Origin of the sequence: Priestia sp. TGN 0903, assembly GCF_050846855.1 — a bacterium.
Lineage (GTDB): Bacteria > Bacillota > Bacilli > Bacillales > Bacillaceae_H > Priestia > Priestia zanthoxyli.
Window position 1 is genome coordinate 16026 of the sequence record NZ_JBOZGL010000014.1, and the last position, 13813, is coordinate 29838.

Sequence of the window (13813 nt, forward strand, 5' to 3'; positions counted from 1 at the left end):
AGTTCGATACGATGCAAATCAACAAACTACGAGGAAAAGAATTAGATCAGCTATTTCAAGCGATTTTATCATTAGAAAACATTGAAGAATGCTATCAATTTTTTGATGACCTATGTACAGTTAATGAAATTCAATCATTAGCACAGCGCTTAGAAGTAGCAAGAATGCTAAGAGAAGGCAACACGTACCATAAAATTGAGACGGAAACTGGAGCAAGCACAGCGACTATTTCCCGTGTTAAACGCTGCTTGAATTATGGAAGCGATGCGTATCAAATGGTGTTAGAACGCCTTCAAGAAGATTCAAATCAAAAGTAAAGCGTATGGCTGAAGCAGCCATACGCTTATTTTTTTAATTAAAATTGAGTTGCTTCTTCAATGATATTTTTCAGGTCGCTAATTGCTACACGTTTTTGTTCCATTGTGTCGCGGTTACGAATTGTTACTTGATTGTCTTCTAATGAATCGAAGTCGAATGTAATACAGAAAGGCGTACCGATTTCATCATGGCGACGGTAACGTTTACCGATTGAACCAGCATCATCGTAGTCAATCATAAAGTGTTTTGCTAAATCTTCAAAGACAGCGCGCGCTTCGTTAGAAAGCTTTTTAGAAAGTGGCAATACAGCAGCTTTAAATGGTGCTAAAGCAGGGTGAAGCTGCATTACTGTACGAGATGAGCCGTCTTCTAACGTTTCTTCTTCATATGCATCAATCATATAAGCCAATGTTACACGGTCAGCACCTAAAGAAGGCTCGATGCAGTAAGGTACATAGCGTTCGTTTGTTTCTTGATCAACGTATTGGAAGTCTTCTCCAGAGTGTTCCATATGCTGCTTTAAGTCATAGTCTGTACGAGAAGCTACGCCCCATAGTTCGCCCCAGCCGAATGGGAATTTGTATTCAAAGTCTGTTGTTGCATTACTGTAGTGAGAAAGTTCATCATCATCATGGTCGCGAAGACGAACGTTTTCTTCTTTCATGCCAAGAGAAAGAAGCCATTTGTTACATGTTTCTTTCCAGTAGTTAAACCATTCTAATTCAGTGCCTGGTTTACAGAAGAATTCAAGCTCCATTTGTTCAAATTCACGTGTACGGAATGTGAAGTTACCAGGTGTAATTTCGTTACGGAAGCTTTTACCCACTTGGCCGATACCGAATGGAAGCTTTTTACGCATTGAGCGCTGAACGTTTTTAAAGTTTACGAAAATACCTTGAGCTGTTTCAGGACGAAGGTAAATTTCATTTGTTGATGTTTCAGTTACACCTTGGTGCGTTTTGAACATTAAGTTAAATTGACGAATTTCAGTGAAGTTAGCTGAACCACACTCAGGACATGTAATTTCATGTTCTTTAATTAAGTCAGCCATTGCATCAAATGAAAGGCCGTCTACGATCATTTCAATGCCTTTTTCTTGAAGCTTTTCTTCAATTAATTTATCAGCACGGTGACGAGCTTTACAATCCTTACAGTCGATCATTGGGTCATTAAAGTTTCCTAAGTGACCAGAAGCTTCCCATGTTTTTGGATTCATTAAAATCGCAGCGTCTAAACCAACGTTATATGGAGATTCTTGAATGAATTTTTTCCACCATGCTTTTTTAATATTGTTTTTTAATTCTACGCCAAGCGGGCCGTAATCCCATGTATTTGCAAGACCGCCGTAAATTTCAGAACCTTGAAATACAAAGCCGCGATGTTTGGCGTGAGATACGATTTGATCCATTGTTTTTGACATTCTAATTCCTCCTGTAAATGGTAGTAATTCAAGCGAAACAAAAAGAGCGGGTACAAAAAAACTCTCGTCCCTGGGCATATCAACAATATGCCCAGGGACGAGAGTTTTTCCCGCGGTTCCACCCTGGTTGATACAAAATGTATCCACCTTCGTCTGTATATACTCCAGATTGCCTTTTCCTTAAACCATTCTCTAGGCTCCCACCATCCCTAGTTCGCTTTGTGAAGAGGATTTAAGTACTATTGATCCTTCAGCGTATATCATATGAATTTTAGTAGCTATATATTAGCATATCCTATGCAGAGAAACAATAACCTTGTGCAAAATGGGCTTTTTTTGTGATGTTTTCTTCCGGAATTTGAGGATGAAACCATATCTTTTATCCATATTTTTTGAAAACAAAAAACGTGATGAAAAGTTCGGTTTTCCTTTCATTTCACCCTCTTAGTTTTGTTATAATGAACAAATGGACGAGCGCGAACTTTTAAGTGTAAAGAAATGGAGGAACCTATATGTATGATATTAAAGAGTGGAGACATGTCTTTAAATTAGATCCTAATAAAGAAATTTCAGATGCAGATTTAGAAAAAATTTGCGAATCCGGCACGGATGCGGTTCTTGTTGGAGGATCAGACGGAGTAACTTTAGACAATGTGCTGCAGCTGTTAATGCGTATTCGCCGCTACACGGTGCCGTGTGCGCTAGAAGTATCAACAATTGACTCTGTAACGCCTGGTTTTGATTCTTATTTCATTCCGACCGTTTTAAACAGCAAGGATCCAAAGTGGATTGTTGACTTACATCATGCGGCGATGAAGGAATACGGTGAAATCATGGACTGGGATGAAATTTTTGTAGAAGGATACTGCGTACTTAACCCCGAAGCAAAAGTAGCTGCGCTAACGGAAGCGAAAACCGATTTGGATGCAGAAGATGTTGTAGCGTATGCTCGCATGGCTGAACGCATGTTTCATTTGCCCGTTTTCTATCTAGAATACAGTGGAACATATGGAGACCCTGCATTAGTGGCAGAAGTGAAAAATTCGCTAAATGAGACGAAGTTATTTTACGGCGGCGGTATTGAGACAAAAGAGCAAGCAAGTGAGATGGGAGAGCTAGCTGATACAGTTATTGTAGGAAATGTTATTTATACAAATTTATCGGAAGCATTAAAAACGGTAAAAGCGGTAAAAAAGAATATTGCACAGTGAAAAATAAATAAAGTAGAATAGAGAATATATGTTCGATATAGGCGGTGAAAACGTGAATTTTTTAAGTGAAAAATTATTAACAGGATTAAACCCTCAGCAGCAAGAGGCAGTTAAAACAACAGACGGACCATTATTACTTATGGCCGGTGCAGGAAGTGGGAAAACACGCGTATTAACGCATCGAATTGCGTTTTTAATGGCGGAAAAAGAAGTTGCACCTTGGAATATTTTAGCTATTACCTTCACAAACAAAGCAGCTCGTGAAATGAGAGAGCGTGTGGCAAGTATCGTTGGCGGAGTGGCAGAAGATATCTGGATTTCAACGTTCCACTCGATGTGCGTACGTATTTTACGAAGAGATATTGATCGTATTGGCTTTAATCGCAACTTTACGATTTTAGATTCAACGGATCAGCTGTCCGTTATTAAAAACATTTTAAAAGATCAAAACATCGACCCAAAAAAATTCGATCCGCGCTCGCTATTAGGAAGCATTAGTTCAGCTAAAAATGAACTGAAAGTAGCGGAAGAATTTGATAAAACAGCAGCAGGACCATATGAAGAAGTTGTAAGTAAAGTCTATAAAGAGTATGAAAAGCGTTTAAAGAAAAACCAAGCGCTCGATTTTGATGATTTGATTATGACAACGATTCAGTTATTTAAACGAGTTCCTGAAGTGTTAACGTACTATCAGCGCAAGTTTCAATATATTCATGTGGACGAGTATCAAGATACAAACCATGCACAATATATGCTGGTTCGCTTGCTAGCCGCACGATTTGAAAATGTATGCGTAGTAGGGGATTCAGATCAGTCTATTTACCGCTGGCGCGGGGCTGATATTACAAATATCTTGTCATTTGAAAAAGATTACCCAAAAGCCAAAACCATTTTGCTTGAACAAAATTATCGTTCAACGAAAACGATTTTGGCTGCGGCAAACGGCGTCATTGCAAACAATATGAATCGTAAAGTGAAAAACTTATGGACGGAAAACGATGAAGGCCAGAAGATTTATCATTACCAAGCAATGAGTGAGCATGATGAGGCACAGTTTGTAGCACGTAAAATCAAAGAAGCAGTAGACAGCGGCAAACGTAAATATAGCGATTTTGCCATTTTGTATCGTACAAATGCACAGTCGCGTGTAATGGAGGAAGTACTGCTAAAATCCAATATTAACTATACGATTGTCGGCGGGATTAAGTTCTACGACCGCAAAGAGATTAAAGATTTGCTTGCGTACTTGCGCTTAATTGCCAACCAAGATGATGACATTAGCTTAGCTCGTATTGTGAACGTTCCAAAACGCGGAGTTGGAGCTACTTCAGTCGATAAAGTAGCCAATTACGGAAACGTTCATGACATTTCTATTTTCAAAGCGCTTGATGAAGTAGAATTGATGGGGTTAACGGGTAAAGCAACAAAGGCACTGCGTGATTTCCAATCAATGATTTCAAACTTAGCTCAAATGCAAGACTATATGTCTGTAACAGAGCTTGTGGAACAAGTATTAGAAAGAACAGGATACCGTGAAGCGCTTAAAGTAGAAAAAACAATTGAAGCACAAAGTCGCTTAGAGAATATTGATGAGTTTTTATCTGTTACAAAAACGTTTGAAGAAGCAAGCGAAGATAAAAGCTTAGTAGCATTTTTAACCGATTTAGCACTTGTTGCTGATATCGATAAGCTTGATGATGAGGAAGAAGAAGAGAACGAACAAGTGATTCTGATGACGCTTCACTCAGCAAAAGGTCTAGAGTTCCCGGTTGTTTTCCTAATGGGTATGGAAGAAGGCGTATTCCCTCATAGCCGATCATTATTCGAAGATAATGAAATGGAAGAAGAACGACGCTTAGCCTACGTAGGGATTACACGTGCTGAACAAGAATTGTATTTATTAAATGCTCAAATGCGTACACTATTTGGTAAAACAAACGTCAATCCAAAATCGCGCTTCATTGGAGAAATCCCAAGCGAGCTTGTGGAATCTTTAAATGAAACGATGCGCAAGCCTGCTGCTGGTCGTTCAGGGTCTTCAGCTTCGCCGTTTGCAGCACGCCGACAAGCGGCCGTGGCAAAAACGAAGCTTGTATCAACGGGCAGTGAGTCAATTGGATGGAGCGTTGGAGATAAGGCCGAACACAAAAAATGGGGAATTGGTACAGTTGTAAGTGTAAAAGGAGAAGGAGACTCAAAAGAATTAGACATTGCTTTTCCTAGTCCTACAGGTGTAAAAAGACTGCTTGCTAAATTTGCCCCGGTTACGAAAGTGTAATCGTGAAAAGGAGCTAGAATATGGAGTTTGAGACAGCAAAATCACGCGTTCAAGAATTACGCGACTTATTAAATCAATATGGATATGAATATTATGTGTTAGATCAGCCATCTGTTCCAGATGCAGAATACGATAAATTAATGAATGAGTTAATTGAGATAGAAGAATCATTTCCAGAATTAAAAACAGCTGACTCACCTACTCAGCGCATCGGCGGCCAAGTGCTCGATGCGTTTGAGAAGGTTCAGCATCAAACGTCTATGCTGAGTTTAGGAAATGCATTTAATGAAGAAGACCTTCGGGATTTTGACCGCCGAGTGCGCCAAACTGCCGGAGATGAGTTTTCTTATGTATGCGAACTTAAAATTGACGGGCTTGCTGTATCTCTTCGCTATGAGGATGGATACTTAGTGCTGGGGGCTACGCGCGGAGACGGTACGACTGGTGAAAATATTACTGAAAACTTAAAAACAATCCGCTCTATTCCACTGCGAATTAAAGAACCGTTATCAATGGAAGTTCGCGGAGAAGCATTTATGCCGAGAAAATCATTCGAAGCACTTAATGAAGCAAAAATGGAAAGAGATGAAGTTCCGTTTGCTAACCCGCGTAACGCAGCTGCAGGCTCACTGCGTCAGCTAGATCCTAAAATTGCGGCAAAACGTAATTTAGATATCTTTGTCTATGCCATGACTGATACAGGAGAATTAGAAATCGACTCTCACAGTGAAAGTTTGAATTTACTCGATGAGCTTGGCTTTAAAACAAATAAGGAAAGACAGACGTGTGAAACCATTGATGATGTGATTGCTTACATCGAAAGCTGGCAAACGCAACGTCCAGAACTATCTTATGATATTGATGGCATTGTTGTAAAAGTAGATTCATTTGATCAGCAGGCTGAGCTTGGAACAACGGCCAAAAGTCCACGCTGGGCTATTGCTTATAAGTTTCCTGCTGAAGAAGTTGTAACCAAGCTTGTAAATATTGAGCTGACGGTAGGCCGGACAGGTGTTATTACGCCAACAGCTATTTTGGAGCCGGTTCAAGTAGCAGGTACGACGGTACAGCGTGCGTCTCTTCACAATGAAGATTTAATTCGTGAAAAAGACATTCGTATCGGAGATTATGTCGTGGTGAAAAAAGCAGGAGATATTATTCCTGAGGTAGTGAATGTAATTGAGGAGAAGCGAACGGGAGAAGAGCAAGAGTTTACGATGCCTACTCACTGCCCGGAATGTGAAAGTGAACTGGTGCGTTTAGAAGGAGAAGTGGCGCTTCGCTGCATTAACCCAAGCTGTCCTGCTCAAATTCGTGAAGGACTTATTCATTTCGTGTCCCGCAATGCGATGAACATTGATGGACTTGGTGAAAAAGTTATATCACAATTATTTCGCGAACAGTTAATTAAAGATGTAGCGGATATTTATACGCTGACAAAACAGCAGTTAATCGAGCTTGAGCGCATGGGTGAGAAATCTGCTGATAATTTGATTTCGGCCATCGAAGCCTCTAAAGAAAATTCGCTTGAGCGTTTGCTTTTTGGTTTGGGCATTCGCCATGTCGGAGCAAAAGCTGCAAAGACGTTAGCTCAGCACTTTGAAACCATAGACAAGTTAACAAAAGCAACGTATGATGAATTAGTGGCAATTAATGAAATTGGTGCCAAAATGGCTGATGCTATTGTCGCTTACTTTACACAAGAAGAGGTTCAAGAACTTATACATGAATTAAAAGAGTATGGAGTAAACCTTACATACAAAGGACCCAAGCTTGTAAGTGTAGAAAATGTAGATTCTGTTTTTGCTGGTAAAACCGTTGTATTAACAGGTAAGCTTGAACAGCTATCTCGCAATGAGGCAAAAGCACAAATTGAAGCACTTGGCGGTAAAGTCACAGGAAGCGTAAGTAAAAAGACAGACCTTGTTGTGGCAGGGGAAGAGGCTGGTTCCAAACTGACAAAAGCTAACGAGCTTGAAATTGAAGTATGGGATGAGGCAAGGCTACTTACGGAATTAAATAAATAAGAGGTGTGTGTAGTTGAAAAAGATATTGTTACTTTCTCTTGCGGTCATGCTTGTAACTTCAGCGTGTGCACCGAACCTTTCGGACGATAAAGAGACTGTTCAACAAACCAACAACAAGAAAGAAAAAGCAGTTATTCCGAAGTATAGTATTTCAGATGATTATTACCGAACAATTCTTCCATTTAAAGCGGGAGTGGCAAGAGGCTTAGTAGCAGCAAACTTAAATAACCGCTTGGATGCGCAAGAATTTGAAACAGGCTTAATGCGCTTATCGACAGATAGCTATTCTCCGAAAAAATATGTGTATCAAGAAGGCCAGTACCTTGATAAAGATACCATTCGCTCATGGTTAAGCCGTAAGCTGAGTGATAAACAGTTTAAAGATCTTCAAAGCAAAACAAAAGATGATACGGCGAAAAAGAAGCTTAAAAACAATGGGTTAAACCCAATTGATACAGAAAAAGGCGATTTGAAAACGCGCAACGAAACAAGTCCAATGTACTTAGCGAACATTACTGAGCAAGATTACCTTATCCAAGACGGAGACGACAAGGTAAAACTTGGAGGCGTCACAATTGGCTTAGCGATGAATTCTGTTCATTATTATACAGAAGAAAATGGTTATGCACGTGAAGTGAAGCTTACAAATAAAGAGATTGAAGCGCAAGGAAAGCAAATGGCAGATGAAATTGTTAAGCGTATGCGCAACATCAAAGGCTTAGAAAATGTGCCAGTTCGAGTAGCATTATTCAAACAAAGTGCTAAGTCCTCTTTAACACCGGGTAACTTTATAGCTGTCGGAAATGCAGGTTCAAATGATACGGCCGTTGGCAGCTGGGATAATTTAGACGAGCAATATTATTTATTCCCATCATCAGATGCAACAAAAGATCACCGAGATGATGCGATGAAATTTGATGAGTTTAAAGCGCAAATCGAAGACTATTTCCCAAACTTTACAAGCGTAGTAGGGAAAGGGTATTACAAAGATGGACAGCTTCAAAAAATGACGATTGATATTCCCGTACAATTTTATGGAAAAGGTGAAATTGTAGGATTTACTCAGTACGTTGCTGGTTTAATGCTTGATCATTTCCCTTCATATATGGAAACGAGTATCTCTATTAACTCAGTAAGCGGACCGGAAGCTCTCATTGTTAGAAAAGCAGATGAAGACAAGCCGTTCGTTCATATTTACGAAGAGTAAGCAAAAAAGACACTGCGAAAGCAGTGTCTTTTTCTAATTCTATGAAATTGCCTTTTATGAAGGAATGGCGTGAGAATTTTGTCTTGTAAACTTAGCAAGATAATAAGCAGCAAATGCAAACGCATCTTGTTCGGTTGTCCGCTCTTCATACGGGCGTTTTTTATCCAGCTCAAATTCTTTCTGATAATAAGGGATGTGATCCTGAATATAGTGACGCAGCTCGTGAAAGATGGTTTCAACAAGCGGAAGGTAGTCATCAAATTTAAAAATAAATATAATACCGACTTCTCGCCAGTAAACACCTGAGGCAAACTGCAGGTATTCTGCTTCTTCTTCTCCAAGAGCGGAGACAATTTTATTGGCTTCACATGAATCACAAAAAATGATAGGAATATGAAAGGCTTTATTTAAACAAGCAAAAACATCTTTTTGCAAGGTGGACAAATCCCACTTGAATTCTTCATCTAATACAAACCATCTTCCGCTTTGCTGATACACAGGGCGCTGGTGGATGACTGACTGTATAAGTATTTTATTCAATTTTTATAGCACCTCTTTTACGGTAAAGTAGTTATTCGTTTTCTTTACTTTCCCAAAGACTAGTGAAATTAAAACATGGTGGTGTGTTCTTCTAAAGCATGTTTCTCTTTCTATCTATCTTTTCTAAAAAGAAGGTTATTTTATACCTATGCAAGAGAGAAATATTTTATGACGAAGGAAAAGTATGGAATGTTGTTTGAATGAAATAGATTTGGTATAAAATAGAAGTGATAAATGTAAGCCCTGTCTTGTCTGGCGGGGTTTTTAATATTTTAGGAACTAGTCTCAGAAATGTTGCCTGTTGCTAGTGAAGTTTGGTATTATCAGTATATTGTAGTGGGACGAATATTCGGAGGTGAAGGAACATGTCAAGAATTTCTGTTGATCAAGTAAAACACGTTGCAAACTTAGCGAGACTTGCGGTGACGGATGACGAAGCAGAACTATTTACAAAACAATTAGATGCTATTATTACATATGCAGAACAATTAGATGAGCTAGATACTACAAATGTAAAACCAACTTCTCACGTATTGGATATGAAAAACGTGATGCGTGAAGATAAGCCAGCTAAAGGCTTACCAATTGAAGACGTAGTAAAAAACGCGCCAGACCACAAGGATGGCTACATTCGAGTACCAACTATTTTAGAATAAGGAAGGAGGCTTTACGATGTCTTTATTCGATCGTAAACTTTCAGAACTACATAGCCTTTTACACAAGAAAGAAGTACGTGTACAAGATTTAGTAGACGAATCATACAAACGTATTAATGAAGTAGATGATAAAGTAGGTGCGTTCTTAGCGCTTAATGAAGACAATGCTCGTGCTTATGCAAAAGAGCTAGATGAAGCATTACAAACAAAAGATGAATTTGGCCTATTATTTGGTATGCCGATCGGTGTAAAAGATAATATTGTCACAAAAGATTTACGTACAACTTGCTCTAGTAAAATTCTAGCAAACTTTGATCCGATTTATGATGCAACAGTTGTTCAAAAACTGCAGGCAGCTGAAGCGGTAACAATCGGTAAATTAAATATGGATGAATTCGCAATGGGTTCTTCAACTGAAAACTCAGGTCTTCAGTTAACGCGCAACCCATGGAATTTAGATTACGTACCGGGTGGATCTAGCGGTGGTTCAGCTGCAGCTGTAGCAGCAGGCGAAGTTCCGTTTTCTTTAGGTTCTGATACAGGTGGTTCAATTCGTCAGCCAGCTGCTTACTGTGGTGTTGTCGGATTAAAACCAACATATGGTCGCGTATCTCGTTACGGATTAGTGGCATTTGCATCTTCTTTAGATCAAATCGGACCAATCACAAATTCTGTTGAAGATAATGCATACTTACTTCAAGCAATTTCAGGCGTAGACCCAATGGATTCTACTTCTGCTAATGTTGATGTACCGGATTATGTATCTGCTTTAACAGGTGACGTAAAAGGTCTTAAAATTGCTGTTCCAAAAGAATACTTGGGCGAAGGTGTGGGCGAAGAAGCTCGCCAGTCTGTTTTAGATGCACTAAAAGTGTTAGAAGGACTAGGCGCAACTTGGGAAGAAGTATCGCTTCCACACTCTAAATACGCATTAGCTACGTATTATCTATTATCTTCTTCTGAAGCGTCTGCTAACTTATCTCGTTTTGACGGCGTTCGCTACGGATACCGTACAGATAATGCTGAGAACTTAATTGAAATGTACAAGCAGTCTCGAAGCGAAGGCTTTGGAAACGAAGTAAAACGCCGTATCATGCTTGGAACATTTGCGTTAAGCTCTGGTTATTATGATGCTTACTACAAAAAAGCACAGCAAGTACGTACGTTAATCAAGCAAGACTTTGAGTCTGTATTTGAAAACTATGACGTTATCATTGGACCAACTACACCAACTCCATCATTTAAAATTGGTGAGAAAACAGATGATCCATTAACAATGTATGCAAACGATATTTTAACAATCCCAGTAAACCTTGCTGGAGTACCTGGTATTTCTGTGCCTTGCGGCTTATCAAATGGATTGCCATTAGGGTTACAAATTATCGGTAAGCATTTCGACGAAAGCACAATCTATCGTGTTGCTCACGCATTCGAACAAGCAACTGAGCATCATAAAGCGAAACCAGCACTGTAAGGGGTGAGATAAAGATGAACTTTGAAACGATTATTGGTCTTGAAGTACACGTTGAGCTTAAGACAAAATCTAAAATTTTCTCAGCAAGTCCAAACGCATTTGGTGCGGCTCCAAATGCTAACACAAGTGTAATTGACTTAGGTTATCCTGGCGTACTACCTGTGTTAAACAAAGAAGCAGTTGATTTTGCAATGAAAGCAGCGCTTGCGCTAAACTGTGAAATCGCAACAGATACAAAGTTTGATCGTAAAAACTATTTCTATCCGGATAACCCAAAAGCTTATCAAATCTCTCAATTTGATAAACCAATTGGCGAGAACGGTTGGATTGAAGTGGAAGTTAAAGGTGAAACGAAGCGCATTCGTATCAACCGACTTCATTTAGAAGAAGATGCTGGTAAGTTAACGCATACAGGCGATGGCTATTCACTAGTAGACTTCAACCGTCAAGGTACACCTCTAATTGAGATTGTATCGGAAGCAGATATGCGTTCCCCTGAAGAAGCATATGCTTATTTAGAAAAACTAAAATCAATCATTCAATATACAGGCGTATCCGACTGTAAAATGGAAGAAGGTTCACTTCGCTGTGATGCCAATATTTCTTTACGTCCAGTTGGACAAGAAGAGTTTGGTACAAAAGCTGAGCTAAAGAACTTAAACTCATTTAACTATGTGCGCCGCGGTCTTGAACACGAAGAGATTCGTCAAGAAAAAGTGTTATTGTCTGGTGGCTTAATCGAGCAGGAAACACGCCGTTTTGATGAGTCTACGGGTGAAACAATTCTGATGCGTGTAAAAGAAGGATCTGACGACTACCGCTACTTCCCAGAGCCTGATTTATTAGAATTACACATCGACGAAGAGTGGAAAGAACGCGTTCGTGCTTCGATTCCTGAACTTCCAGATGCTCGTAAAAAGCGCTATGTAGAAGAGCTTGGCTTACCTGCTTATGATGCAATGGTATTAACGCTAACAAAAGAAATGTCTGATTTCTTTGAAGCAACACTTGCTGCGGGCGGAGATGCGAAGCTATCTTCTAACTGGTTAATGGGTGAAGTTTCTGCTTACTTAAACTCAAACCAAAAAGAACTTTCAGATGTAGCATTAACACCTGAAGGCCTAGCTGGTATGATTCAATTAATTCAAGAAGGTACAATTTCGTCTAAAATTGCGAAAAAAGTATTCAAAGAATTAATTGAAAATGGCGGAGATGCAAAGAAAATTGTAAAAGAAAAAGGTCTTGTACAAATTTCTGATGATGCAACTTTACGTAAATTCGTAACAGATGCATTAGATGCAAACCCTCAGTCTATTGAAGATTTCAAAAACGGTAAGGATCGTGCAATTGGCTTCTTAGTTGGTCAAATTATGAAAGCTTCAAAAGGCCAAGCGAACCCACCGATGGTTAATAAAATTCTTTTAGAAGAAATTAATAAACGCTAAATTTGATAACTAAATGTGAGGTGGGTATCCATCTCACATTTATTATGAGTAAGGGCGATCGCGCTGAAGGTATGAATAAAAACCGAAACGTGAATATTGTATATCAAGGTTAATTTCTTTATAATATGTTTGTTCATGCCCCCTCTTGTTGATGATGTAATGTGAGGGGGCATTCTTTCACTGATAAAAGTAGGCAAAGATTTGTGACAAATTATCATTATTAGGATGATGAATATGAAAAGAGCGAGAATTATTTATAACCCGACATCGGGCCGTGAAATTTTTAAGAAAAACTTACCGGAAGTTTTGCAAAAGCTAGAGCAAGCAGGCTACGAAACATCTTGTCATGCTACAACTTGCGCTGGCGATGCAACAGAAGCTGCCAAAGTAGCAGTAGAGCGCCGCTTTGATGTTGTAATTGCAGCCGGTGGAGACGGTACCATCAATGAAGTCGTAAACGGTATTGCCGGACAAGACTATCGTCCGCAGCTAGGTATTATTCCTGTTGGAACAACCAATGACTTTGCTCGTGCCATTAATGTTCCGCGTACAATTGAAGGCGCTGTTGATGTTATTGTAGAAGGCGTAACGAAGCCAATTGATTTAGGCTGTGTAACAAACGACGGAGAAACGCATTATTTTGTAAATATCGCCGGAGGCGGCCGTTTAACTGAATTAACGTATGAAGTGCCAAGCAAGTTAAAAACAATGCTTGGACAGCTAGCTTACTATTTAAAAGGTATGGAAATGCTTCCTTCTATTAAACCAACATCTGTTGAAATTGAGTATGACGGAAAATTCTTTGGCGGCGAGATTATGTTCTTCCTCGTTTCCTTGACGAACTCAGTCGGCGGTTTTGAAAAGCTGGCACCAGATTCTTCTTTAGACGACGGCATGTTTGATTTAATTATTTTAAAGAAAGCAAATTTAGCTGAATTTATTCGAATTGCGACACTTGCGCTGCGAGGAGAACATATCAATGATCCTCACATTATTTATACAAAAGCGAACCGTGTTAAAATTCATACGAATGATAAAATGCAGCTAAATCTAGATGGCGAGTACGGTGGGTTATTGCCTGGGGAATTTGTAAACTTATATCGCCATGTAGAAATCTTTGTTCCAAAAGCAACAGCTGAATTGATGGAAAAAAATGAGATCGCCTAATTGCGATCTTTTTTCATGCTTTCCTTTGTTTGGCTTTCGCTCTTATGGTACAATCAGTTCAGCATTTTCA

The 13813-nt window shown here is 39.3% G+C and carries 11 protein-coding genes; 9 read left to right on the forward strand and 2 right to left on the reverse strand.

All coding sequences use genetic code 11. The features are described 5' to 3' along the window. Positions 1-11 precede the first annotated feature (11 nt). Positions 12-317: a YerC/YecD family TrpR-related protein gene (locus tag ACRPLY_RS25185; RefSeq protein WP_013055048.1), complete on the forward strand. Its 306-nt coding sequence runs from the start codon at positions 12-14 to the stop codon at positions 315-317. Between the two features lie 38 nt (positions 318-355). Here the strand turns inward: ACRPLY_RS25185 and ACRPLY_RS25190 are convergent, their stop codons facing one another. Continuing rightward, positions 356-1738, reverse strand: coding sequence for a glycine--tRNA ligase (locus tag ACRPLY_RS25190; RefSeq protein ID WP_028412526.1), 1383 nt, complete (start codon positions 1736-1738; stop codon positions 356-358). A 512-nt stretch (positions 1739-2250) separates the two neighbouring features. Between ACRPLY_RS25190 and ACRPLY_RS25195 the strand changes: the two genes are divergently transcribed. From ACRPLY_RS25195 to ACRPLY_RS25210, 4 genes are read left to right on the forward strand one after another with little or no spacing between them, the layout of a single operon-like run. Continuing rightward, on the forward strand, positions 2251-2949 hold the full coding sequence (locus ACRPLY_RS25195) for a heptaprenylglyceryl phosphate synthase (RefSeq protein ID WP_033580830.1): 699 nt from the start codon (positions 2251-2253) through the stop codon (positions 2947-2949). 52 nt (positions 2950-3001) lie between these two features. Further along, a complete protein-coding gene (gene pcrA / locus ACRPLY_RS25200) occupies positions 3002-5227 on the forward strand; it encodes a DNA helicase PcrA (RefSeq protein ID WP_042992602.1) in 2226 nt (741 codons plus the stop codon). Between the two features lie 20 nt (positions 5228-5247). Next, positions 5248-7254 carry an NAD-dependent DNA ligase LigA gene (gene ligA / locus ACRPLY_RS25205; protein ID WP_432232146.1) on the forward strand — a complete coding sequence of 669 codons (2007 nt, stop codon included), beginning with the start codon at positions 5248-5250 and terminating at the stop codon, positions 7252-7254. A gap of 13 nt (positions 7255-7267) precedes the next feature. Then, positions 7268-8461 carry a CamS family sex pheromone protein gene (locus tag ACRPLY_RS25210; RefSeq protein WP_014461929.1) on the forward strand — a complete coding sequence of 398 codons (1194 nt, stop codon included), beginning with the start codon at positions 7268-7270 and terminating at the stop codon, positions 8459-8461. 54 nt (positions 8462-8515) lie between these two features. Here ACRPLY_RS25210 and ACRPLY_RS25215 read toward each other — a convergent pair whose 3' ends face one another. Further along, positions 8516-9001 carry a DUF3920 family protein gene (locus tag ACRPLY_RS25215; RefSeq protein WP_014461928.1) on the reverse strand — a complete coding sequence of 162 codons (486 nt, stop codon included), beginning with the start codon at positions 8999-9001 and terminating at the stop codon, positions 8516-8518. A gap of 365 nt (positions 9002-9366) precedes the next feature. Here ACRPLY_RS25215 and gatC point away from each other — a divergent pair, with 365 nt between their 5' ends. The 4 genes from gatC (at position 9367) to ACRPLY_RS25235 (ending at position 13743) form a co-directional block, all read left to right on the forward strand. Next, positions 9367-9657 carry an Asp-tRNA(Asn)/Glu-tRNA(Gln) amidotransferase subunit GatC gene (gene gatC / locus ACRPLY_RS25220; protein ID WP_013055055.1) on the forward strand — a complete coding sequence of 97 codons (291 nt, stop codon included), beginning with the start codon at positions 9367-9369 and terminating at the stop codon, positions 9655-9657. Positions 9658-9673: 16 nt separating this feature from the next. Further along, positions 9674-11131 carry an Asp-tRNA(Asn)/Glu-tRNA(Gln) amidotransferase subunit GatA gene (gene gatA, locus ACRPLY_RS25225; RefSeq protein ID WP_013055056.1) on the forward strand — a complete coding sequence of 486 codons (1458 nt, stop codon included), beginning with the start codon at positions 9674-9676 and terminating at the stop codon, positions 11129-11131. 14 nt (positions 11132-11145) lie between these two features. After that, on the forward strand, positions 11146-12576 hold the full coding sequence (gene gatB / locus ACRPLY_RS25230; RefSeq protein WP_013055057.1) for an Asp-tRNA(Asn)/Glu-tRNA(Gln) amidotransferase subunit GatB: 1431 nt from the start codon (positions 11146-11148) through the stop codon (positions 12574-12576). Between the two features lie 234 nt (positions 12577-12810). Beyond that, positions 12811-13743 carry a diacylglycerol kinase gene (locus ACRPLY_RS25235; RefSeq protein ID WP_028410196.1) on the forward strand — a complete coding sequence of 311 codons (933 nt, stop codon included), beginning with the start codon at positions 12811-12813 and terminating at the stop codon, positions 13741-13743. The last annotated feature ends 70 nt before the right edge of the window (positions 13744-13813 follow it).